The following is a 20,390-nucleotide window of genomic DNA, read 5'->3' as shown; positions in this document are numbered from 1 at the left end:
CGACGGGAGGAGTCGCGCAGTGAGCACGGCCGACACCCTCGCGACCGAGACGGCCCTGCGCCACCGGCGCTCCCGGGCCTGGCGCTACCGCCACTCCCTCTGGCTGCTCACCAGGCGCGACCTCACCGTCCGGTACGCCACGAGCGCGCTCGGCTACGTCTGGTCGGTGCTCGACCCGCTCGTCATGTCGGGCATCTACTTCTTCGTCTTCACCGTCGTCTTCCGGCGGACCGTGGGCGAGGACCCGTACATCGTCTTCCTGCTCGCGGGCCTGCTGCCGTGGATGTGGTTCAACCAGGCGACCTCCGACGCGACCCGCGCGTTCCTCCGCGAGGCGAAGCTGGTGCGGTCGACGTCGATCCCGCGGACCATCTGGGTCGGGCGGATCGTGCTCTCGAAGGGCATCGAGTTCGTGGCGAGCCTGCCGGTGCTGGTGCTCTTCGCCGTGATCGCCGGCGCGCACCTGACCTGGGCGGCGCTGCTGTTCCCCGTGGCGATCCTGCTGCAGGCGGTGCTCACGCTCGGCGTGGGTCTGCTGGTGGCCCCGCTCGTGGTGTTCTTCCGCGATCTGGAGCGGGCCGTGAAGCTCGTGCTCCGGTTCCTCTTCTACGCGTCGCCGATCATCTACTCCACGGCCAACCTGCCGGAGCAGATCCGGCCGCTCGCGGCGCTCAACCCGCTCAGCGGGATCTTCGCCCTCTACCGCTCCGCGTTCTTCGAGAGCGAGCTCGACGTCCCGCTCATCCTCGCCTCCGCGGGCATCTCGGTGCTCGTGCTGGTGCTGGGCCTCGTCGTCTTCCGCCGCTCCGAGCGCGCGGTGCTGAAGGAGCTGTGATGACCGACGCCCCCGTGGTCATCGAGTGCCGCGGCCTCGGTATCCGCTTCCGCCGCAACCGGCGGGGCCGCCGCTCCTTCAAGGACCTCTTCGCCGGCCGCTCCCGCCGCTCGCGGCCCGGCGAGTTCTGGGCGATCCGCGGGCTCGACGTGCAGGTGCGGGCGGGCGAGGCCATCGGTGTCGTCGGCCGGAACGGTCAGGGCAAGTCGACGCTGCTCAAGCTCGTCGCCGGCGTGGTGCTGCCGGACGAGGGCGCGGTGGAGGTGCGCGGGGGCGTCGCTCCGCTCATCGAGATCACCGGCGGCTTCGTGGCCGACCTGAGCGTCCGCGAGAACGTCTACCTGACCGCGGGTCTCCACGGGATGTCCAAGCGCGAGGTCGACGCGCGCTTCGACTCGATCATCGAGTTCGCCGAGATCGGCGACTTCCTCGACACCCCCTACAAGCACCTCTCGAGCGGGATGAAGGTGCGCATCGCCTTCTCCGTCGTGTCGCGGCTCGAGGAGCCGATCATCCTGGTGGACGAGGTGCTCGCGGTCGGCGACAGGGCGTTCCGCGAGAAGTGCTACGCGCGGATCGAGGAGCTGCTCGCCTCCGGCCGCACCCTCTTCTTCGTCTCGCACAACGAGCGCGACCTCCGCCGCTTCTGCACGCGCGGCCTCTACCTGGACAAGGGCCGCCTGGTGCTGGACGCGCCGATCGAGGAGGTGCTCGCGCGTTACGCTGAGGACTACGCGCCGACACCGCGGAGCAGCACGGCGCCGGCCGAGGGCCCGCCCGTCCAGGGCACCGTCTCCGACGACTGACCCCTCCCGCACGCGGCGCCCGAGGACGCAGGAGTGCACGACATGGCCCAGAAGGACCGCAAGCGCGAGCGCGCCGTGGAGAGGGCCGGCGAGGTGGAGCAGGCCGACGGCTCCGAGAACGCGCAGCTGGCGAAGCTGCTCGACCGGCTCCTCGCGGTGCAGCGCCCGGCCGTGCTGGCGAACATCCGCCTGCTGCGGCGCCGGCGTCCCGGGGCGACTCCGGAGCAGATCATCACGTCGCTCGAGCGGCAGTACCTCTCGAGCGTGGCCGCGGGAGGCGCGGCGATCGGGGCGACCGCCGTCGTCCCCGGCATCGGCACGGCCGCCTCGGTGGCTCTCTCCGGCGCGGGAGCCGCAGGGTTCCTGGAGGCGAGCGCGCTCTTCGCGCAGTCGGTGACGGAGGTGCACGGGATCCCGCTCGAGGACCCGGACCGCGCGCGGGCCCTCGTGCTCACGCTGATGATGGGCTCCTCCGGCAGCGAGATGGTGCGCCAGGTGGCCGGGCAGGCCGTCGGCGGGGGCAGCGGCCTCAACCAGTACTGGGGCTCCGTGGTCACGAAGGGCCTGCCGTCCTTCCTCGTGGGCGAGCTGGCGGACCGCGCGAAGAAGTCCTTCGCCAAGCACTTCCTCGCCCAACAGGGCGCGGGCCTGGTCGGCCGGGCGATGCCGTTCGGGATCGGAGCGGCACTGGGCGGCGTCGGCAACGCGATGCTCGGCCGCAAGGTGATCCAGAGCGCGCGCGACGCGTTCGGGCCGGCACCGCAGGCGTTCGGCAACACCCTCGTGCTCGAGCCGACCCGTGCCGAGCGGAAGGCGCTGGCCGCCGCGCCGGCCGAGCCGCTGGCGCTGTTCGTCCGCGACTACGGCGGAACGGGCGAGCGGACGGCGCTCCTCCTTCACGGCCTCGGCTCCGACTCCCGGATCTGGTACGCCCTGGTCCCGACGCTGCACGAGCACGGCTACCGCGTGGTGGCCCCCGATCTCGCCGGTCACGGCGGCTCGCCGGCGTCGCCCGTGTACTCGCCGGAGCACTGGGCGTCGGACGTCCGCGCCTCGGTGCTGCAGACCCCCGATCTCGTCATCGGCCACGGCCTCGGCGCCGTCGTCGCCACCCGGCTCGCCTCCGAGTACGGCGCCGCCCGGCTCGTCCTGCTCGACCCCGCGTTCTCGGACGCCCGAGGACTGACGAGCGCGCTCCACCGCGGCGGCTCGGTCGCGCACGTCGAGAAGGGCGACGCAGACTCCCTCCGCCACCGCCACCCGATCTGGACGGACGAGCAGATCGAGCTCGACGTGTCGGCCCACGCGCTCTGGGAGCAGGACTCCGCCGGCGGGCTGACGGCACGGGGTGCGGCCGAGGCCCCCGAGACGTTCCCCGTGCCGACGCTCGCCGTGATGCCGGAGGACCCGCTGGGCCACGGCTCGCTGGGCGGCGTCCTCGCCGGCCGCGGCGTCGAGGTGCGGACCGTGCCGGGGGGCGGGGCCTCGATCCTCCGCGAGGACCGCGCGGCGCTGATCGCGGCGCTGGAGGACCGGATCTAGCTCAGGATCTGCTCCAGCTCAGGGCCTGCTCCGCGCGCGATGGTCCGGAGCCGTCGGGGGCGTTCGGTCAGCGTTCCCGAGGCCGGCGCCCGGGCCCGACGAGCGGCATCCCGAGCACGGTGCGGAGGAGTCCGCCGCCGTCGCGGTCCTCGGCGATCACGCGGAGGCCGGTCTTCTCGGCGACGCGCCTCGAGGCGGCGTTGTCCGGGTGCACGAGCGCCACGAGTCGTCCCGCGAGGCGGTGGGCGAGCGCGAGGTCGCGGCAGGCCGCAGCCGCCTCAGTGGCGTAGCCGCGGCCGTGCAGACCGGCCCGCACGTGGTAGCCGACCTCGAGCTCGATCCCGCCGTCGACGCGCTGCCAGGTCAACCCGCAGTCGCCGACGAACTCGCCGTCGAGGGTCTCGACGATCCACAGCCCGAAGCCGTGCTCGCGGTAGTTGCGCCGGTTCCACTCGATCCAGGCGGCTGCCTGCTCGCGGTCCTTCGGCGCGGGGTAGTACCGCATCACGACCGGGTCGCCGAGCAGATCCGCCATGTCGGGGAGGTCCTCGGCGGTCATCTCGCGGAAGCGCAGCCGGGCGGTGGCGGCGGGGATCATCGGGTCGGGCTGCTCGGCCTGCGACTGCGGAGACGGCGACCGCGACCGTCGTCGAGCGCTCGATCCATCCGGCCGCCGCCCCCGGCCCTACTTCTCCGCCTTGGCGGCGGCCTTCGCGGCCTGCTTGGTGGCGCGGACCTTCGTCAGCGACTCCGGAGAGACGATGTCGGCGACCGAGCGGAAGGCGCCCTCCTCTCCGTAGGCGCCCGCGGCCGAGCGCCAGCCCTCCCCCGGGAATCCGCGCTGCTTGCCGAGCAGGGCGAGGAAGATCCGCGCCTTCTGCTCGCCGAAGCCGGGCAGCGCCTTCAGACGCGCGAGGACCGTGCGGCCGTCGGGCTCGTCCCGCGTCCAGACGGCCGCGGCGTCGCCGTCCCAGTCGTCGACCAGAGCGCGGCAGAGGACCTGCACGCGCCCCGCCATGCTCGCCGGGTAGCGGTGGATCGCGGGCGGAGTCCGGCAGAGCTCCGAGAACGCGTCCTCGTCGAAGCCCGCGATCGACGCGGCGTCGAACGAGGCGCCCTCCGCCTCGAGGCGCTCCTCGATCTTGCGGGGCCCGGAGAAGGCCGTCTCCATCGCGACCTGCTGGTCGAGGAGCATCCCGATCAGCAGCGCCAGCGGGTCGCGGCTGAGCAGCGCGTCGGCGTCGGGATCGTCGGTGATGTGCAGGGCGGAGTCGCGGGTCATCCTCCAGGGATACCACGGACGGCCCCGGCGGCGAGCGCGCGGACGGTCCGGTCGACGAGGTCCAGCGCCGCAGCGAGCTCGAGGTCGCCGACATGGCCGTAGCCGAGGACCAGCGCCTCGGTCGCGGCCCGTCCCGACAGGGCGTACTCGTGCAGAGTGGCGACGAGCAGTCCCTCCCGGAGCAGCGCGGCCGCGACGGCGTGCGCGTCCAGAGGCGCGGGCAGGGAGAGGACGACGTGCAGACCCCCGTCGAGTCCGCTCGCGCGCCCCCACGGCACCGACTCCCCGAATGCGTGGACCAGCTCACGGCGGTGGGCGTAGCGCCGTCTCGAGCGCGTGAGATGCCTCCGGAACGCCCCGCTCGCCATGAACTGCGCGAGCGCCGCCTGCGTCGGACCCGAGGCGGAGGCGTCCTTCTCGTCGTCGAGGCCCGCCAGCGCCGCGCGCAGCCAGGACGCCCGCGGAACGGCCAGGTAGGCGATGCGGAGCCACGGCGAGACGGTCTTCGAGAACGACCCGACATGGGCGACTCCGCCGCCGGAGTCGAGCGAGGCGAGCGCGGGCAGCGGGGCGCCGACGTAGCGGAACTCGCTGTCGTAGTCGTCCTCCACCACGAGCAGGGGGCCGGCCGACGCGCGGCGCACCAGCTCCAGGCGCTCGGCGAGGGCGAGCCTGCCGCCGGTCGGGTACTGGTGCGACGGAGTCACGACGACCACGTCCGCGCCGGAGCTCGCGAGAGCGTCGAGGTCGATGCCGTCGCCGCGCACCGGGACGCCGACGACCTCGTGCCCGTCGGCGCGCAGGCGGCGCCGGACGGCCGGGTAGCCGGGGTCCTCGACGGCGACGCGCACCTCGCGTCCGAGCGAGGCCGAGGCGGCGCGGGCCAGGAGCGCGACGGCGCCCGCGGTGCCGCTGGTCACCACCACGTCCGACGCCTGCACGTCGACGCCGCGGGACCGGCGCAGCTGCTCGGCGATCTGCTCCCGCAGGGCCGGGTCCCCGGAACCCCGAGGAGGCGCCGAGGGCGGCGAGGCGAGCGCCAGGCGCCAGGCGGCCCGCCACTCCGGGGTGTCGAGGGCGCGGGTGTCCGGCCGGCCCGGCCTCAGATCCGCCGCGGCGGGCGGGACGACGGTCTCCCGGGACTCCGGCCGCGGCTCCTGCGGCGCCGGCGCCAGCAGTCCGTCGGAGGCGACCGTCACCGCTGCGCGCGGGTGGGCGACGAGGTAGCCCTCCCCCACCAGCTGATCCACCGCGGCGACGACGGAGCCCCGCGAGACGCCGAGCCGCTCGGCGAGCACGCGGCTCGACGGGATCGGATCGCCCGCCCGGTAGCGCCCGTCCAGCACCGCCTGGCGCAGCGCCTCGGCGAGCCCGGCGCGGACCGAGCCGCGCGGCGACGGCCCGAGGAGGAGCGGGACCTCCAGATCGCCCGACGCCATCGACCGCTCCGCTCTGGACCACTCCGATCGCGGCCCAGTGGCATCCTGGCAGATCCAGTCGGCGCGGGACGATTCCGACATGGACAGCCTCCCCGTCACCGACCGCACCCGCGTCTCCCGTCTCCGCGACCGCCAGCGCACCGATCCCGCCGAGCTGCACGCCCTGCTCGACGAGGCGCTCGTCGCCCACGTCGCCGTCGTGCGGGACGGCGCCGCGATCGTGCTGCCGATCCTCTTCGCCCGCGACGGCGACTCCCTCCTGCTGCACGGGTCGAGCGGCGGAGGACTGCTGCGGGAGGCGGCGCGGCACTCGCTCCTCACCGCTTCCGTCACGCTGGTCGACGGACTGGTCGTCGCCCGCTCCACCTTCGACAGCTCGATGAACTACCGCTCGGCGATGGTGATCGGCCGGGCCGAGGTGCTGGAGGGCGTGGAGAAGGCGCGGGCCCTCGATCTGCTGGTGGCACGCCTCCTGCCGGGGCGCGACGAGGAGGTGCGAGCGAGCACCGCCCGCGAGATCGCGGCCACGCTGGTGCTGCGCCTCCCCCTGGCCGAGGCGAGCCTGAAGGTGCGCGCGCACGGAGCGGGCGACGAGCCGGAGGCCGGGGTCTGGGCGGGCGTCGTGCCCCTGGTCACCCGCACGCTCGCGCCGGTGCCGGCGGAGGAGGGCGTCGCGGTCCCGGAGTCGGTCCGCCGCTTCAGCGCCGCGGTCGACGGCGCGGTGCCGCCCTGGCGCTGAGCGGACCGGCCGTCGCGGTGCGGTCCGCTACCTGGCGTCCTGACGGGGGAAGACGACCTTCTGCACGACGATGATCACCGATGCCGCGACCGGGATCGCGACCAGGGCGCCGAGCACGCCCGCGATGGTGCCGCCAGCGACCGCCGCGATCACGACGACCGCACCGGGGACCGAGACGGCCTTGTTCATGATGCGGGGGCTGAGGAGGTACGCCTCGACCTGCATGTAGACGAGGTAGTAGATCGCGGCGACCAGCGCGGTCAGCGGCGAGGCCAGGAGGCAGGCGAGCGAGATGATCACGGCACCCGAGAGAGTGCCGACCAGCGGGATCAGGGAGCCGAGGAACGCGACGCAGGCCAGCAGCGCCGGCACCGGGGCGCCGATCGAGAGCAGCAGGATGAACGTGAGCACGCCGTTCACGCCGGCGAGCGAGACCTGGCCGACCACGTAGCGGCCCACGGCGCCGGTGATCTCGTCGCCGACCTCGTGCGCCTTCGCGCGGTGCGAGGCGGGGGCGAAGCGGTAGGCGACGGCCTTCATCGAGCGCAGCGACGCGAGGAAGTACAGCGTCAGGATCAGCACGATGACGGCGCCGGTCACGCCGCTGGCGATCCCGGTCCCGACCGCGATCAGTCCGCCGCCGAGCGAGAGCAGGTTGTTGGGGTTGCCGATGAAGCTCTGGACGCTCTCGATCAGCTCGTCGATGTCGATCACGCCGCGCAGCTGCTGCTCGAGGTCGAGCACCCACTGCTGCGAGGCGATGTCGGTGACGATCTGCGGGGCGCTCGTGACGAAAATCGTCAGCTGCTCGACCAGGATCGGGATGATGTAGACCAGCAGGCCGGCGAAGATCAGCACCACCGCGGCGAATACCGCTGTGATCGCGAGCGGCCTCGGCAGGCGCTTGCTCTCGAGCCAGGAGACCAGCGGATCGAGGCCGAGCGCGAAGAACAGCGCCACGAAGATGTAGGTCAGCACCGTGCCCAGCTGCACGACGAGGCCGCCTAGGACGAGCGCCACCAGCACGCCGAGCGCGCCGAACAGGCCGATGCGGAAGGAGCGGATCGTGAAGACCGGCTTCTCCGGGTCGGCGGAGACCACGATGTCCGGCTCGACCGCGGGCTGGGCGGGTGCCGACCGGCGCCGGCGGGAGCGGGCGAAGGCGCGCGGGGTCATCATGGGACGAGCGTAGCGGGGCGCCGGGAGGCCGCCCGGCGACCGGCCCACCCTTGACGCGGCCGTTCGAGCGGTGCTCCCGCCCGCTCAGCCCTCCGGATCGTGGTCGTCGACCGCGCCGTCGCCCCGGTGCAGAGCGGCGTGCCGCTCCCACTCGGTGAGCAGGTGCTCGATCGCCTCGTGGAAGCGCCGCGTGGCCGCTCCGGGCGACGTGTCGCCGAAGTAGCGGTGCACCCAGCGCTCCAGCCGCTCGACCGACTCCGGATCGTGCTCGGCGCTGTCGATCCGCGCGATGATCGCGGAGGCGTCCTCGGCGTGCAGCCACTCCGCGTCGCCGAGGTAGCCGCTCTCGTCGACCTCGGCCTCGGCGCTGACGGGCCGGGTGACCAGCAGCGGGCGCCCCGTGGCCAGCCGGTCGTAGACCATCGCCGACACGTCGAGGATCGCGAGGTCGGCGGCGGCGAGCTGCCAGCCGAGCTCGGCACCGGTGTCGTGCACGTGACCGGCGCGCGGATCGGCCGCGTTGGCGGCGGCGATCATCGCGACGATCGCCCGGTCGGCCGCGGCGTAGTCGGAGTCGACCGCGCCGCTGCGGGGATGCGGGCGGTAGACGAGCCGGAACCGCGGGTCGGCCAGGAGCCCGCGCACGAGGGCCGTGCCGTGGCTCCGGATCGAGCCGTAGCCCGCGGCGGGGCGGTCGCCCTCCCAGGTCGGCGCGTAGAGCACCACGCGGCGCTCGTCGGGCGTGAACGGCACGGCGCCGGCGAAGTGGTCCGCCTGAGGACGGCCGATGGCGAGGGCGCGCCTGTCGAAGTCGTAGTCCCAGAGCACGCGGCGCAGCCGGGCCAGGGCGGCGTCCCCGGCGATCATGCTGTAGTCGTACGCCTTGAACTGGTTCGTCGTCATGTACATCTTGTCGCTCTCGCCGTGATTGACGAAGACGTGCCAGCGGCGCCCGTAGCGCATCATCTGGAAGTTGCGGGCGTTCTGGTTGACGTAGAGCACGATCCGCAGCGGCTGGCTCGCGATGGTGCTCTCGAGGTCGGCGACGGAGCGGACGTAGGCGACGGGGACCGGGCTCTCGCGCAGCAGCACCTCCGCGGCGCCGGCGTTGCGGCTGAGGAGCACGACCGGATGCGTCTCCGCCAGCTCGGCCAGCGGCCGGTACCACTGCCGCAGCTGGTACAGGTTGATGTCGCCGTCGGCGAAGTAGACGCCGATCTCGAACCGGCCCTCGGGCAGCGGCCCGCGCTCCGCGAGCAGCCGGGTCACCGCGTGGCGGGCCCGGCGGGCCGCGAGAAGCTCGCCGCCCACCTTGCGCGCGAGTCGCGCGTCGGTGCGGAGGCGGGCGAGGAGGGCGCGGGGAGCGGGAGTCATCCGCCCCAGGGTACCGGCGACGGCCCCCGCGCCGGGGGCCTCGCGCGGTCCGATCAGGCCGGGGTCACCCTCAGCCAGACGAACTGCAGCGGCGCGAGACGGAAGCCCTCGCGCAGGTCGACCGCGATCTCGGTGACCAGGTCGACCGCCTCCGCGGCGAACCCGCCGAACCGCTCGGCCGCGACCTCCTGGACCTCGTCCGACACGTTCGCGAGCACGAGCACCGACTCCCCGTCGCCGGGGCGCTGGTAGCCGAGCACGTGGTCGTTGACCGGGTCGAAGACGCTCAGCTCGGTGCCCGCGAACATCGGCACGGCCTTGCGCACGGCGATGAGGTGCAGCAGCCCGCCGAAGACCTCGCTCGCGGCCGTCCCCGGGACCTCGCGCTCGTCGTAGCGCTCCGCGGGGCGGCGGGGCCGGTTCACCCAGCGCGAGTCGCCGGCCGTCGTCGGGTCGTCGAGGTAGCCGTGGTCGTTGAGCTGGCCGACCTCGTCGCCGAGGTAGAGCAGCGGCAGCCCGCCGGTGCTCAGGGCGATCGAGTGCGCGAGCAGCACGCGGTCGATCCCGTAGGCGTCGCCCGCCTCCACTCCGGCGAGGGACGCGGTGGTGCCCGAGACGCGGCGGTCGCCGGTGCGCGGGTTCTCCTGGAACGGCACTCCGCGGGCGAAGGTACCGTCGAACCGGTCCGTGTAGAAGTCGTTGAGGAAGCGGCGGTGGCCGGCCGCGTCGATCCCGAGCTCGGCGGCGTCCTCGTCGGCGAAGGTCCAGCCGATGTCGTCGTGCCCGCGCACGTAGTTGACCCAGGCCGTGCCCTCGGGGAGGGCGTGCCGGCGCTCGAGGGCCTGCGAGAGGAGACGGACGTCGCGGGTGGCGAGCGCCTCCCAGGTGAGCGCCATCTGCAGCGGGTTGTACGAGAGCTGGCACTCCTCGACGTCGATGTACTCGATCACCTCGTCGGGGTGCACGATCGCCTCGGACTTGAACAGCAGCGCCGGAGCGGCCAGGCGGCAGACCTCGTTGAACGCGCGCAGCAGCAGGTGCGCCTGCGGCTGCGACTCGCAGGTGGTGCCGAGCTCCTTCCAGATGAACGCGACCGCGTCCATCCGCAGGGCGTCGACGCCCTGATTGGCGAGGAAGAGCATCTCTCCCGCCATCGCCCGGAACACCTCGGGGTTGGAGTAGTTGAGGTCCCACTGGTAGCGGTGGAACGTGGCCCAGACCCAGCGCCCGTCCTCCAGCTGAACGAAGGAGCCGGGATGGTCGTCCGGGAAGATCTCGCGCGTCGTGCGCTCGAAGGCGTCGGGCTGCTCCCGGTCCGGGTAGATCCAGTAGTAGTCCTCGAAGCGCGGCTCGCCGGCCAGCGCGCGCTGCGCCCACTCGTGCTCGTTCGAGGTGTGGTTGAAGACGAAGTCGACCACGAGTGCGATGCCCTGCTCGCGCAGCTCGGAGGCCAGCCCGCGGAGCTGCTCCATGTCGCCGAGGTCCGGTCGCACGCGCCGGTAGCTCGAGACCGCGTAGCCCCCGTCCGACTCGCCCTCGGGCGCATCGAAGAGCGGCATCAGGTGCAGGTAGTTCAGGCCGATCTCGCGGAGGTACGGGATCTCGGCGCGCAGCCCCTCGAGGTCGCCCGCGTAGCGGTCGACGTAGCAGACCCCGCCCAGAGCCTTGTTCGAGAGGAACCAGGTCGGGTGCTGCTCGCGGGCGCGGTCGAGCGCGCGGAGCTCCTCGGGCCGCTCCTCCCAGGAGGCGGCGGCGAGCTCGACGATCGCGACCAGCTGGTCCTCGAGGTCCTCGCGGCCGGCGTACACCGTGGCGAGCAGATCGACCAGGCGCGGGAGGTGCTCGTCGAGGCGGCCGGAGAACTCGTCGTCGACGGCGCCGAGGCGCTCGCGAACCGCCAAGAGGAGGTCCGGTCCGGCAGGGGTCGTCTCCGCCTCGGCGCGCTCGGGCGGGGAGAGCTGGGTCGAATCGAACACCGTCGTCCTTTCGGGGGCCCCGGCGGGGGCGGATTCCCCGATGCTAGACGATCGGCGGACGCCCGGCGAACGCCATCCGGAGCACCGTGCGGGCCGAGAGGACGCGCCGGCCGCCCGGATCCGAGCGCCATCCCTCCCGCCAGCCGGCGAACCAGGCGCGCAGGGCGGCCGGGTCGCGACGCCAGCGGAGGCACTGGATCGCGGTCCAGGACGCCACGTAGACGAGCGCCAGAGGTGCGGCGAGGTTGCGGCGGGCGAGCCAGACGCGGTTGCGCGCGTTCAGCCGGTAGTAGTCGGCGTGACGGGTCGGCTGGATGACCGGGTGCTGGGCGACGAGCTCTCCCGCGTACCAGGCGGTGCGACCCGTGTCCCAGACCCGCCAGGCCAGCTCGATGCCCTCGTGGGCGTAGAAGAACGGAGCCGCCCAGCCGCCCGTCCAGGCGAACACGTCGCGCCGCAGCACGACCGCTCCCTCCCAGACCGAGAAGACGGGGCCGGAGCGGCGGGGGTCGCCCTTGAGGATCCGCGGGATCCAGCGCCGCGGGCTCGGGGTGCCGTCCGTGCTGTCGACGCGGGGCTGCACCAGGCCGATGCGGCGGTTCGAGGCGAGCAGCGCGACCGCGTCGACGAGGAAGCGGGGAGACGGGATCCGGGCGTCGTCGTCGAGGAAGAAGAGGTACTCCCCCGCGACGGCGTCGACTCCGGCGTTCCGGCCCGCCGGGATGCCGAGGTTCTCGGGGAGCGCCAGGGCGCGCACTCCCTCGGGCAGGCCGTCCGGCTCCCAGCCGTTGCCGACGCAGACGACGTCCAGCTCGACGCCCTCCTGCGCGAGGACGCCGGCCAGCCCCGCGGCGAGGTCGTCGGGCCGGGTCCCCTGCGTCAGGACGACGACGCCGACCCGCGGCTCAGGAGCGGACACGCTTGGACGCCATGATCGCGACGAAGTGGCCGACCAGGGCGAGGAGGGCGAGCGGCAGCAGCGCCCCGACGAGGACCCGGTCGGCCGTGCCCGCTCCGACGACGAGGCCCACGAGGGCGGTCGCGAAGGCCAGCATCGTCAGCTCGACGGAGTGGTAGAGGCGATGGAAGGGCAGGAAGCGGGCCGCGCGGCGAAGCCCCGCCAGCCCGGACGAGGACGGCACCGCCTCGCCCTTCGTGTCGGCCAGCTTCGTGAGACCGGCGTTCGCGCGCGCCACGTGCACCATGTCGTTGAGCGCCTTGTTGAGGACGATCACCAGGGCCAGGGCGAAGCCGATCGTGGTCCAGAGGAAGTCCGCCGGCGCCTCGAACGGGACGCCCGCCGCCCGCAGCCCGAGCGCGATCGGGATCAGCGCCTCGGTCGTGTAGTGCCCGACCTTGTCGAGGAACACGCCCGCCGGCGAGGACGTGCGGCGCCAGCGCGCGACCTCGCCGTCGCAGCAGTCCACCAGCATCTGCAGCTGGCCGAGGAGCAGCGCCAGCGCCGCTCCGGCGATCCCCGGGATCAGGAGGGCTGCCGCCGCGCTCCAGCCGACCAGGATCATCAGCCCGGTGACGCCGTTCGCCGAGATCGAGGTCTTCAGCAGCAGCCAGGTCAGGTAGGGCGAGAAGCGGCGCAGGTAGAGCGACGCCGTCCAGTGCTCGGCGTTGCGGCGCCCGCGCACCTCCGGGGGCTGCGCGACGGCGCGCAGCTCGGCGATGGAGCGGGGTCTCGTCGTCGTGGTCATGCGCCCCTCGGCGAGTCGGACCGCGGCTGGTGGCGGTGGGCGGAGATGTTGCTGGTCAGCCCGGCGAAGCCGAGCACGAAGCCGGTCCCCCAGGCCACGTGGACCGCCGGGATGACCACGGCGAACCACAGCATCGCACGCGCGCCGTCCGGCCGCGCGACCACGAGAGTGGCCGCCGCCACCAGGAGGAGGTAGGCGGCGGGCACCGCGAACCCGAGCAGGAGCCAGGGCGCGGCTCCGGCGAGCACCTGGACGACTCCCGCCAGCCCGACGAGCAGCCCGATCGCGAGCATCGCGACGAGCACGGGCGGAGCGAAGTAGCGCAGCGACCGCGAGGCCGGGAACATCCGGGTGAGCTCGCCCCGCCACATCCCGGTCGAGAGGAACTGCCGGAGCAGCGCGCGCATCGAGGGCCGCGGCCGGTAGGTGACGGTGAGGCGCGGAGTGAACCAGACGACCTCGCCGCGCTCGCGCAGCCGCCGGTTCAGCTCCCAGTCCTGCCCGCGCTTGAAGCGCTCGTCGAACAGGCCGGCGCGCTCGAGGGCGGAGCGGCGGAAGACGCCGAGGTACACCGTGTCGGCCGGGCCCTCCTCGCCTCCCACGTGGTGGGGCGTGCCGCCCAGCCCGATGCGGGAGCCGTAGGCCCGGGCGACCGCGCGCTGGAACGGGGTGAGGCCCTCCGCCGCCATCACTCCGCCGACGTTCGCCGCTCCGGAGCGCTGCAGCGCCTCGACCGCCGTGCGCGCGTACTCGGGCGGCAGGACGGAGTGCGCGTCGACCCGGACGACGACCGGGTGGCGCGAGGCGCGGATCGCGGCGTTGAGGCCCGCAGGAGTGGAGCCGACCTCGTTCGGCACGACGCGGATCCGCGGGTCGGCCGCGCTCAGCTCGGCGACGAGCTGCTCCGTGCCGTCGATGCTCGGGGCGACGGCGAGGACGACGTCGAAGGGGCCGGTGTAGTCCTGGTGCAGCAGCGAGTCGACCGCGGCGCGCACGTGGGCCACCTCGTTGAGGACGGGCATGACGTAGGAGACGCCGGGCAGGTCGGAGAGGTCGTCTTCCGGGATCTCGTGCTGCATGGGTCCAGTTCGTGCGGGAGGAGCGCGGGCGCAGGGATCCACCACCCTACCAGCGGGGAGCGCCGCGCCCCGGGCCGGGCCCGGACGCGGAACAGCCCCCCGGGGACGGATCCTCGAGGGGCTGAGCGCGGCGGCGGAGCACAGCCCCCCGGGGACGGATCCTCGAGGGGCTGAGCGCGGCGGCGGAGCAGCCCCCCGGGGACGGATCGTCGAGGGGCTGTGCGCGGCGGCGGAGGGTCAGCCCCCCCCGGGGACGGATCCTCGAGGGGCTGTGCGCGGTGGCGGAGGGTCAGCCGGCGGCCATCTGGCCGAGCGTCGCCTTCGCCTGGTAGCTCTGGCCGTTGCGGACGTAGGTCAGCTCGACCGCGGCGTTCGCGGCCTGCGCGCGGACCTGCGCGGTGAGGTCGGACGCGCTCGTGATCGGAGTGCTGTCGACCGCGGTGATGATGTCGCCCTTGGCGAGACCGGCCGCCTGCGCGGCACCGCCTCCGGAGACCTCCTCGATGCGGGCGCCGAGGACGTCCGCGGTCGAGTCGGAGACGCTCGCGCCGAGCAGGCCGTGCGAGGCGGAGCCGTTCGCGATGATCTCCTTCGCGATGCGCTCGGCGATCGCGCTCGGGATCGCGAATCCGACTCCGATGTTGCCGGACTGGCCGCTCGAGGAGGACTGGCCGGCGCTCGCGATCGCGACGTTCACGCCGATCAGCTCGCCGTCGCTGTCGAGCAGCGCGCCGCCGGAGTTGCCCGGGTTGATCGCCGCGTCGGTCTGGATGACGGGCAGCGAGATGGTGCTCTTCGCCTGGGTCGGCGCCTGCTGGCCCGGGATGTCGAAGTTGAACGGGCTCTCGGTGCCGCCGCTCGAGCTGTCGCCCGAGTCGTCCGGAGCCGCCGAGGAGGCGACCTGGATGCTGCGGTTGAGCGCGCTGACGATGCCGTCGGTCACGGTGCCGGAGAGGCCGAGCGGGGCGCCGATGGCGACCGCCGTGTCGCCGACGTTGATCTTGGTGGAGTCCGCGAACGTCATCGGGCTGAGGTCGGTCGCGCCGGTCAGCTTGATGACGGCGAGGTCGAGGGTCGGGTCGGTGCCGACGACGGTCGCGTCGAAGATCCGGCCGTCGCTGGTCGTGACCGAGACGGCGCCGTTCGCGATCTCGCCGTCGAGGGTGACCACGTGGGTGTTGGTCAGGACGTAGCCGTCCTTCGAGAGCACGATGCCGGAGCCGGTGCCGGCGGACGAGCTGCCGCTCACCGCGATGGTGACGACGCTCGGAGTGGCCTTGGCGGCGACCGCGGTGGCGGTCGTCGCGTCCTCGGCGTTGTTGACCGTGATCGTCTGCGAGCCGCCGGCGGAGACCACGCGGGTCCCGCCGCCGTTGGAGGCGGACCAGAGGCCGAACACGCCGGCTCCCGCGACTCCGCCCACGACCGCGCCGATGGCGAGCGCCGCGACGACGCCCACTCCGGCTCGGCGCTTCGTGGCGGTGGGGGCGGGGGTGTACTCGGCGCCCGGGCCGAAGGGGCTCGAGGAGGGCGGCTCCTCGGAGCCGTGCAGGGTGTTCGCGGCGGGCGGCGCGTACTGCCCGTAGCGGGCGGGCTGGGAGACGGGCTGCGCCTCGTTGCCGGCCGTCGCGTTCGGCGTGTACGGCGGCTGGGGGGCCGAGGAGGAGGGGTAGGGGACGGTCGGGTTCTCGCTCTCGCGGTGCGCTCCGCCCCGGTGGATCGGCTCGGTGGGCCCGGTGGTCGAGGACGACGCTCCGGAGCTCTCGCCGGGGGTGCGCTCGGTCGCCTCTCGGGCGCCGGACTCCGTCGGCGTGGTGGGTTCCTCCGGCTGACGAGGACCCTCGTGACTCTCGGTCATGGGTGTTGCTCCTTCCAAGCGGGGATAGCTTGGCGATCGTACCTGGGGGTTTCTTATGACGGGCCTGCGAGCGGGAAATGAAACCGGCCGGACTGCTCGAGCGGGCACACTGGGCACGTGAGCATTCCCGGATCCTGGTCGCGCGCCGCGGCGGGCGCCGGCCTCCTCGGCCCCTGTGGCGAGGTCGCCGCCACCGTCTTCAGCGAGATGAGCGCGCTCGCCCTGCGCACCGGAGCGGTGAACCTCGGCCAGGGCTTCCCGGACGAGGACGGCCCGCGCGAGATCCTCGACGCCGCGCGCGACGCCATCGCGTCCGGGCTCAACCAGTACCCGCCGGGTCCCGGCTTCCCCGTCCTGCGCGAGGCGATCGCCGCGCACCGGCTGCGCTTCTCCGGGATCTCCCTCGACCCCGACGGCGAGGTCCTCGTCACCACGGGCGCCACCGAGGCCCTGGCCGCGGCTCTGCTGGCCCTCCTCGAGCCGGGCGACGAGGTCGTCACCTTCACGCCCCACTACGACGCCTACGGAGCCCTGATCGCCCTCGCCGGAGGGGTGCATCGCACCGTGCTCCTGCGCGGCCCCTCCTTCGCGGTCGACCACGACGAGCTGACCGCCGCAGTGAGCGACCGCACGCGCGTCATCCTGGTGAACGACCCGCACAACCCGACCGGTGCCGTCCTCCCGGCCGAGACCCGCGAGCTGATCGTGCGGCTCGCCGAGCGGCACGACGCCGTGATCCTGACGGACGAGGTCTACGAGCACCTGCGCTTCGACACCCCGCACGTCCCGCTGGCCTCCCTTCCCGGAGCCTTCGAGCGGACGCTCTCCGTCTCCTCGGCGGGCAAGACCTTCAGCACCACGGGCTGGAAGATCGGCTGGGTCACGGGCCCGCGCGAGCTGATCACGGCCGTCCTCGCCGTGAAGCAGTTCCTCACCTACGTCAGCGGCTCGCCGTTCCAGGGGGCCGTCGCCCTCGGGCTCGGGCTCCCGGACGCCTTCTTCACCGGCGCGGCGCAGACTCTTGCGGCCAAGAAGGACCTGCTGTCGGCGGGCCTGGCTGCTGCGGGCTTCGGCGTCGCGCCCTCCTCGGGCGGCTACTTCGTCGTCGCGGACGCGGCACCGCTCGGCTACGACGACGGGGTCGCGCTCTGCCGGGCGCTCCCGGATCTCGCGGGAGTGGTGGCGGTGCCCGTGTCGGCGTTCTGCCGCCCCGAGGACGCCGCTCCCTACCGCTCGCTCGTCCGCTTCGCCTTCTGCAAGCGGTTCGAGGTGCTGGAGACCGCGGTCGCGGGCCTCGCGCGCATGGGGCGCTGAGGAGCCGGCCTCAGCGGATTCGGTCGGATGCCCGGCGCCGTCGGGCCGGGGGCGGCGGTCAGAGCGGCAGCACCCGGAAGCGCCGCAGCGCCAGAGCGGGGTTCTTCGCGCGCGCCGCGTCGATCCGCTCGCGCGAGACCCAGGCGACGGCGACATCCTCGACCTCGCCGAGGGTGACGGTCTCGACGCCCATCGGATCGACGATCATGCTCGTGCCGACCCCGATCGGCGGGGTCTGGTCGGCTGCGACGAGGTACACCGTGTTCTCGAGCGCGCGGGCGGTGACCAGCGTCCGCCAGTGCGCCTCCTTGAGCGGGCCGCGCACCCACTCGGCCGGTGCCGCGATGACGTCGACCCCGGCGTCGACCAGCCAGCGGCTGACCTCCGGGAAGCGCAGGTCGTAGCAGGTCTGCAGCCCGACGACGAGGCCGCCGACCTCGAACGTCTCGGGTGCGGCGATCTCCCCCGCGGCGACCCACTCCGACTCGGTCTGGCCGAAGGCGTCGTACAGGTGCAGCTTGCGGTAGCGGGCCACGAGCGCGCCCTCGGGGTCGAGCGCGACGAGCGTGTTCGCGATGCGGCGCCCGTCCATCTCCTCGACCATGCCCGCCACGAGGTGGATCCGGAGCTCGCGCGCGAGGGCCGCGAGAGCCGTGACGAACGGGCCGTCGAGCGCCTCGCCCGCCGCGACCAGCTCGGGCCCGAGCGGATCGGTGAAGGCGGAGCTGTACTCCGGCAGCACCACCATGCTCGCGCCGCGCTCGGCGGCGATCCGGGCCAGGCGCCCGATCGTCGCGATGTTCGCCTCCCGGTCCGTCGAGGGGGCGAACTGCGCCACGGCCATGCCGACGGCGCCGGTCATCAGCTCGGCGGGTAGAGGAAGAGGGCGACCTGGGAGGCCGGGATGGTGCGCTTGTGGTACGCGTGGTCGTTGCCCCAGTTGTACTCCTCGAGCGAGACCGTGCCGTCGGAGTTGACGGCCTGCACGTACGCGACGTGGTTGCCGGTGAACCAGGCGACCGCGCCGGGGACGGGCGTGCTGCTGGTCACCCAGCCGTGGGAGGCCCACTGGCCGGCCCACGCGTAGGCGCTGCCCCCGCCCGGGGTCATGTTGCCCCAGGTCCACTTGAAGGGTGCGCTCGTCGAGCCCTGGTCGCGGTTGATCCGCCAGGCGACGAAGTCGACGCACTCGCGGTAGTAGTACCGCAGCGGCGAGAGGCCGCCGCCCTGGTCGTCGGTGAGCTGGTCGCGCCAGGGGTAGTCGTCGCCCTCCTCGCGGGGCGTGACCGAGGTGCTGGTGCCGCCGCTGCCCGCGGCGGCGCCGTCCGCGCCGGTCGTGCCTGCCGCGGCCTGCGCCTCCTGGGCGAGGCGGGCGGTCTCGGCGTCGCGGGCGGCCTGCTCGGCGGCGGCGAGCGCGCGCGCCTGGGCGGCCGCCTCGTCGAGCTGGGCCTGGGTCGGTGCGGTGAAGGAGTCGCGGATGACCTGCTCCTGGACCGCGGTCGCCGCGACGGTGAGCTTCTGGTTGCCGAGCGCCTGCACGCGGGCGGCGGCCTCGACGGCGGCCTGCGAATCGGGTGCCGGGTCGAAGGAGTAGGCGGGGAGCGCGGAGACCGCCACGAGGCCCGCGATGGCGGCGAGGGCGACCGTGCTGACGGTCGCGCGGAAGACACGGCCCCGGCGGCGCCGCACGGGGCGGACGGGCGTGAGGACCGGAGTGGCGACGCGTGCCGCGGGCAGCGCGTGCGGCGCCTGCCGCAGGCTCCGCCGGGTCGGGCGGCCGCCGAGCCCCTCGTTCGAGCCGTCGTCTCCGCGTTCGTCCCTCACAGCAGCACCCCTCGCATCGGGGTCAAGCCTAACGTGCGGGCCGGTCCGGCACACGCGTCGGCGCGGAGCGTCGGGAGGCCGGTCCGCGGATGCGGGTCGCGCGAGACCGGCTCGCGGTCGGCGGCGCCGCGGGCGGATCCGACGGTGACGCGGACGGGCGACCGGAGTAGCGTCCGGAGCGGAGCGGGCGCGACGGTGCGGCCGCGGGACGGAGGACGGCGATGATCCGGAGCGAGAGGGCCTTCAGCGGCTTCAGCGTGGACGACGTGGAGGCGGCGCGGGCCTTCTACGGCGGAGTGCTCGGGCTCGAGGTCGAGCTGAACGCGATGGGGATCCTCGACATCCGGCTGCCGGGCGGAGGCCGCGCGATCGCGTACCCGAAGCCGGACCACGAGCCGGCGTCGTTCACGATCCTGAACTTCTCGGTGGAGGACGTCGACGCGGCGGTCGCCGAGCTGCACGCGGCAGGCGTCACCACGGCGATCTACGACGACCCGTCGCTGCCGACCGATGCGGACGGAGTGATGCGCGGCCACGGGCCGACTATCTGCTGGTTCCGCGATCCGGCGGGCAACGTGCTGAGCGTGATCGAGGGCGACTGAGGTCTCGGCCCGCGCACTGTCAGCCGCGGGAAGCACGTCCGCGACCCGTGTTAACGACGAAAGCCGGCCCTTCTCCGGACCGGCTTTCGCTTTCTTGTTGCGGGGGCAGGATTTGAACCTACGACCTCTGGGTTATGAGCCCAGCGAGCTACCGAACTGCTCCACCCCGCGGCACAAGAAGAGACATTACACGCGTTCCGGCGCCGATGCAAATCGACGCGGCGGTGGGAGCGGGCTCCGGTCTCAGGCGGGCTTGGCGGCGCGCAGCACGACGCTCTCGTCCACGCTCAGCCCGACCGCCGTCAGGGCGGCTGCGAGCTCGGACGAGGTGCGCGACCAGGTGCGGACGTCGGCGCCGACGGGAGCGGACGACGACGGGGCGACGAGCACCGCTCCGCCGGGGGCGACGAACCACTCCACCAGCCGCGCCCACTCCTCCAGGTCGGGGAGCCACGAGACGACGCCGGCGCTGCAGAGCACGACGTCGAACGAGTCGGGCTCCGGCAGCATGTGCCGCAGCTCGTAGAGGTTCGCGCAGACGAAGCGGGCGGAGCCGGCGAGGTCCCTGTCCGCGGCGGCGGCGCGTGCTCGGCGCACCGCGGGCATCGAGAAGTCGACGCCCACCACGCGGGCGCCGCGCTCGGCGAGCTCGAGCGCGTCGAGCCCGTCGCCCGAGCCGAGCTGGAGGATCCTCGGCCCGGGGTCGAGGAGCGCCGCGGTGACGAGCTCCGGGTGGAGCACACCCTCGCCGGTGCGCTCCTCCCAGTACGTGCGGTTCAGCTCGAGCCACTCCCCCGAGCGGAGGTGCTCGCCGCGGTCGACCTGCACCATGCGG

General features: G+C 73.7%; 19 protein-coding genes and 1 tRNA gene. 6 read left to right on the top strand and 14 right to left on the bottom strand.

Annotated elements, in window-relative coordinates; all coding sequences use genetic code 11:
- Window positions 1-19: 19 nt before the first annotated feature.
- Genes C5B93_RS05760 through C5B93_RS05750 form a run of 3 tightly spaced genes read left to right on the top strand, consistent with a single transcriptional unit; the run spans window position 20 to window position 3,183 of the window.
- Window positions 20-835 carry an ABC transporter permease gene (locus C5B93_RS05760; RefSeq protein WP_374953133.1) on the top strand — a complete coding sequence of 272 codons (816 nt, stop codon included), beginning with the start codon at window positions 20-22 and terminating at the stop codon, window positions 833-835.
- Complete coding sequence (locus tag C5B93_RS05755) at window positions 835-1,641, top strand: ABC transporter ATP-binding protein (protein WP_104233195.1); 807 nt, start codon at window positions 835-837, stop codon at window positions 1,639-1,641. The genes C5B93_RS05760 and C5B93_RS05755 overlap by 1 nt, the downstream gene beginning before the upstream one ends.
- 42 nt (window positions 1,642-1,683) lie before the next feature.
- Entirely contained in the window at window positions 1,684-3,183 is a 1,500-nt protein-coding gene (locus C5B93_RS05750) for an alpha/beta fold hydrolase (RefSeq protein WP_104292009.1), read from the top strand.
- A 67-nt stretch (window positions 3,184-3,250) separates the two neighbouring features.
- On the opposite strand, the gene C5B93_RS05745 is transcribed toward C5B93_RS05750, so the two are convergent.
- From C5B93_RS05745 to C5B93_RS05735, 3 genes are all read right to left on the bottom strand, one after another.
- Window positions 3,251-3,781, bottom strand: coding sequence for a GNAT family N-acetyltransferase (locus tag C5B93_RS05745; RefSeq protein WP_104292008.1), 531 nt, complete (start codon window positions 3,779-3,781; stop codon window positions 3,251-3,253).
- 87 nt (window positions 3,782-3,868) lie between these two features.
- Window positions 3,869-4,465 (bottom strand): HhH-GPD-type base excision DNA repair protein, encoded by a 597-nt coding sequence (locus tag C5B93_RS05740; RefSeq protein WP_104292007.1) that lies wholly within the window; start codon window positions 4,463-4,465, stop codon window positions 3,869-3,871.
- A complete protein-coding gene (locus C5B93_RS05735) occupies window positions 4,462-5,904 on the bottom strand; it encodes a PLP-dependent aminotransferase family protein (RefSeq protein WP_181068340.1) in 1,443 nt (480 codons plus the stop codon). Before C5B93_RS05735 ends, C5B93_RS05740 begins: the two co-directional genes overlap by 4 nt.
- A 79-nt stretch (window positions 5,905-5,983) precedes the next feature.
- Between C5B93_RS05735 and C5B93_RS05730 the strand changes: the two genes are divergently transcribed.
- The gene (locus C5B93_RS05730) at window positions 5,984-6,643 is read left to right on the top strand and encodes a pyridoxamine 5'-phosphate oxidase family protein (protein ID WP_104292005.1); all 660 of its coding nucleotides are present in this window, start codon (window positions 5,984-5,986) and stop codon (window positions 6,641-6,643) included.
- Between the two features lie 27 nt (window positions 6,644-6,670).
- Here C5B93_RS05730 and C5B93_RS05725 read toward each other — a convergent pair whose 3' ends face one another.
- From C5B93_RS05725 to C5B93_RS05695, 7 genes are all read right to left on the bottom strand, one after another.
- Window positions 6,671-7,822, bottom strand: a complete 1,152-nt coding sequence (locus C5B93_RS05725) for an AI-2E family transporter (RefSeq protein WP_258068154.1) — start codon at window positions 7,820-7,822, stop codon at window positions 6,671-6,673.
- An 84-nt stretch (window positions 7,823-7,906) separates the two neighbouring features.
- Window positions 7,907-9,196 (bottom strand): hypothetical protein, encoded by a 1,290-nt coding sequence (locus tag C5B93_RS05720; protein WP_258059840.1) that lies wholly within the window; start codon window positions 9,194-9,196, stop codon window positions 7,907-7,909.
- Between the two features lie 53 nt (window positions 9,197-9,249).
- Window positions 9,250-11,097, bottom strand: coding sequence for an amylosucrase (locus C5B93_RS05715; RefSeq protein ID WP_104257288.1), 1,848 nt, complete (start codon window positions 11,095-11,097; stop codon window positions 9,250-9,252).
- Window positions 11,098-11,215: 118 nt separating this feature from the next.
- Window positions 11,216-12,091 (bottom strand): glycosyltransferase family 2 protein, encoded by an 876-nt coding sequence (locus tag C5B93_RS05710; RefSeq protein ID WP_104233189.1) that lies wholly within the window; start codon window positions 12,089-12,091, stop codon window positions 11,216-11,218.
- A complete protein-coding gene (locus C5B93_RS05705) occupies window positions 12,078-12,878 on the bottom strand; it encodes a CDP-alcohol phosphatidyltransferase family protein (RefSeq protein ID WP_104223579.1) in 801 nt (266 codons plus the stop codon). The genes C5B93_RS05710 and C5B93_RS05705 overlap by 14 nt, the downstream gene beginning before the upstream one ends.
- On the bottom strand, window positions 12,875-13,957 hold the full coding sequence (locus C5B93_RS05700; protein ID WP_181067779.1) for a glycosyltransferase family 2 protein: 1,083 nt from the start codon (window positions 13,955-13,957) through the stop codon (window positions 12,875-12,877). The genes C5B93_RS05705 and C5B93_RS05700 overlap by 4 nt, the downstream gene beginning before the upstream one ends.
- Before the next feature lie 289 nt (window positions 13,958-14,246).
- Window positions 14,247-15,815 (bottom strand): S1C family serine protease, encoded by a 1,569-nt coding sequence (locus C5B93_RS05695; protein WP_104292004.1) that lies wholly within the window; start codon window positions 15,813-15,815, stop codon window positions 14,247-14,249.
- A 117-nt stretch (window positions 15,816-15,932) separates the two neighbouring features.
- On the opposite strand from C5B93_RS05695, the gene C5B93_RS05690 reads away from it, so the two are divergent.
- A complete protein-coding gene (locus C5B93_RS05690; RefSeq protein WP_104292003.1) occupies window positions 15,933-17,129 on the top strand; it encodes an aminotransferase class I/II-fold pyridoxal phosphate-dependent enzyme in 1,197 nt (398 codons plus the stop codon).
- A 58-nt stretch (window positions 17,130-17,187) separates the two neighbouring features.
- Here C5B93_RS05690 and C5B93_RS05685 read toward each other — a convergent pair whose 3' ends face one another.
- Window positions 17,188-17,991 carry a carbon-nitrogen hydrolase family protein gene (locus C5B93_RS05685; protein ID WP_104292002.1) on the bottom strand — a complete coding sequence of 268 codons (804 nt, stop codon included), beginning with the start codon at window positions 17,989-17,991 and terminating at the stop codon, window positions 17,188-17,190.
- Window positions 17,991-18,953 carry a CHAP domain-containing protein gene (locus C5B93_RS05680; protein ID WP_104250123.1) on the bottom strand — a complete coding sequence of 321 codons (963 nt, stop codon included), beginning with the start codon at window positions 18,951-18,953 and terminating at the stop codon, window positions 17,991-17,993. The genes C5B93_RS05685 and C5B93_RS05680 overlap by 1 nt, the downstream gene beginning before the upstream one ends.
- A 221-nt stretch (window positions 18,954-19,174) precedes the next feature.
- On the opposite strand from C5B93_RS05680, the gene C5B93_RS05675 reads away from it, so the two are divergent.
- The gene (locus C5B93_RS05675) at window positions 19,175-19,555 is read left to right on the top strand and encodes a VOC family protein (protein WP_104226951.1); all 381 of its coding nucleotides are present in this window, start codon (window positions 19,175-19,177) and stop codon (window positions 19,553-19,555) included.
- 97 nt (window positions 19,556-19,652) lie between these two features.
- On the opposite strand, the gene C5B93_RS05670 is transcribed toward C5B93_RS05675, so the two are convergent.
- Window positions 19,653-19,726: transfer RNA gene (locus C5B93_RS05670), tRNA-Met, on the bottom strand.
- A gap of 72 nt (window positions 19,727-19,798) precedes the next feature.
- Window positions 19,799-20,386 (bottom strand): bifunctional 2-polyprenyl-6-hydroxyphenol methylase/3-demethylubiquinol 3-O-methyltransferase UbiG, encoded by a 588-nt coding sequence (locus C5B93_RS05665; RefSeq protein ID WP_104292001.1) that lies wholly within the window; start codon window positions 20,384-20,386, stop codon window positions 19,799-19,801.
- Between the last annotated feature and the right edge of the window lie 4 nt (window positions 20,387-20,390).

This window comes from Rathayibacter sp. AY1A2 (assembly GCF_002930935.1).
In the GTDB taxonomy this organism is placed as follows: Bacteria; Actinomycetota; Actinomycetes; order Actinomycetales; family Microbacteriaceae; genus Rathayibacter.
The sequence above is the reverse complement of the archived record's forward strand: the minus strand, read 5'-3'. Positions and strand labels throughout refer to the sequence as shown.

What these genes read in the sequence shown, in the direction of transcription:
- C5B93_RS05755 (WP_104233195.1), top strand. Translation starts at nt 835, where the DNA reads ATGACCGACGCCCCCGTGGTCATCGAGTGCCGCGGCCTCGGTATCCGC.
- C5B93_RS05750 (WP_104292009.1), top strand. Translation starts at nt 1,684, where the DNA reads ATGGCCCAGAAGGACCGCAAGCGCGAGCGCGCCGTGGAGAGGGCCGGC.
- C5B93_RS05745 (WP_104292008.1), bottom strand. Translation starts at nt 3,781, where the DNA reads ATGATCCCCGCCGCCACCGCCCGGCTGCGCTTCCGCGAGATGACCGCC.
- C5B93_RS05740 (WP_104292007.1), bottom strand. Translation starts at nt 4,465, where the DNA reads ATGACCCGCGACTCCGCCCTGCACATCACCGACGATCCCGACGCCGAC.
- C5B93_RS05735 (WP_181068340.1), bottom strand. Translation starts at nt 5,904, where the DNA reads ATGGCGTCGGGCGATCTGGAGGTCCCGCTCCTCCTCGGGCCGTCGCCG.
- C5B93_RS05730 (WP_104292005.1), top strand. Translation starts at nt 5,984, where the DNA reads ATGGACAGCCTCCCCGTCACCGACCGCACCCGCGTCTCCCGTCTCCGC.
- C5B93_RS05725 (WP_258068154.1), bottom strand. Translation starts at nt 7,822, where the DNA reads ATGATGACCCCGCGCGCCTTCGCCCGCTCCCGCCGGCGCCGGTCGGCA.
- C5B93_RS05720 (WP_258059840.1), bottom strand. Translation starts at nt 9,196, where the DNA reads ATGACTCCCGCTCCCCGCGCCCTCCTCGCCCGCCTCCGCACCGACGCG.
- C5B93_RS05705 (WP_104223579.1), bottom strand. Translation starts at nt 12,878, where the DNA reads ATGACCACGACGACGAGACCCCGCTCCATCGCCGAGCTGCGCGCCGTC.
- C5B93_RS05700 (WP_181067779.1), bottom strand. Translation starts at nt 13,957, where the DNA reads ATGCAGCACGAGATCCCGGAAGACGACCTCTCCGACCTGCCCGGCGTC.
- C5B93_RS05695 (WP_104292004.1), bottom strand. Translation starts at nt 15,815, where the DNA reads ATGACCGAGAGTCACGAGGGTCCTCGTCAGCCGGAGGAACCCACCACG.
- C5B93_RS05685 (WP_104292002.1), bottom strand. Translation starts at nt 17,991, where the DNA reads ATGACCGGCGCCGTCGGCATGGCCGTGGCGCAGTTCGCCCCCTCGACG.
- C5B93_RS05675 (WP_104226951.1), top strand. Translation starts at nt 19,175, where the DNA reads ATGATCCGGAGCGAGAGGGCCTTCAGCGGCTTCAGCGTGGACGACGTG.
- C5B93_RS05665 (WP_104292001.1), bottom strand. Translation starts at nt 20,386, where the DNA reads ATGGTGCAGGTCGACCGCGGCGAGCACCTCCGCTCGGGGGAGTGGCTC.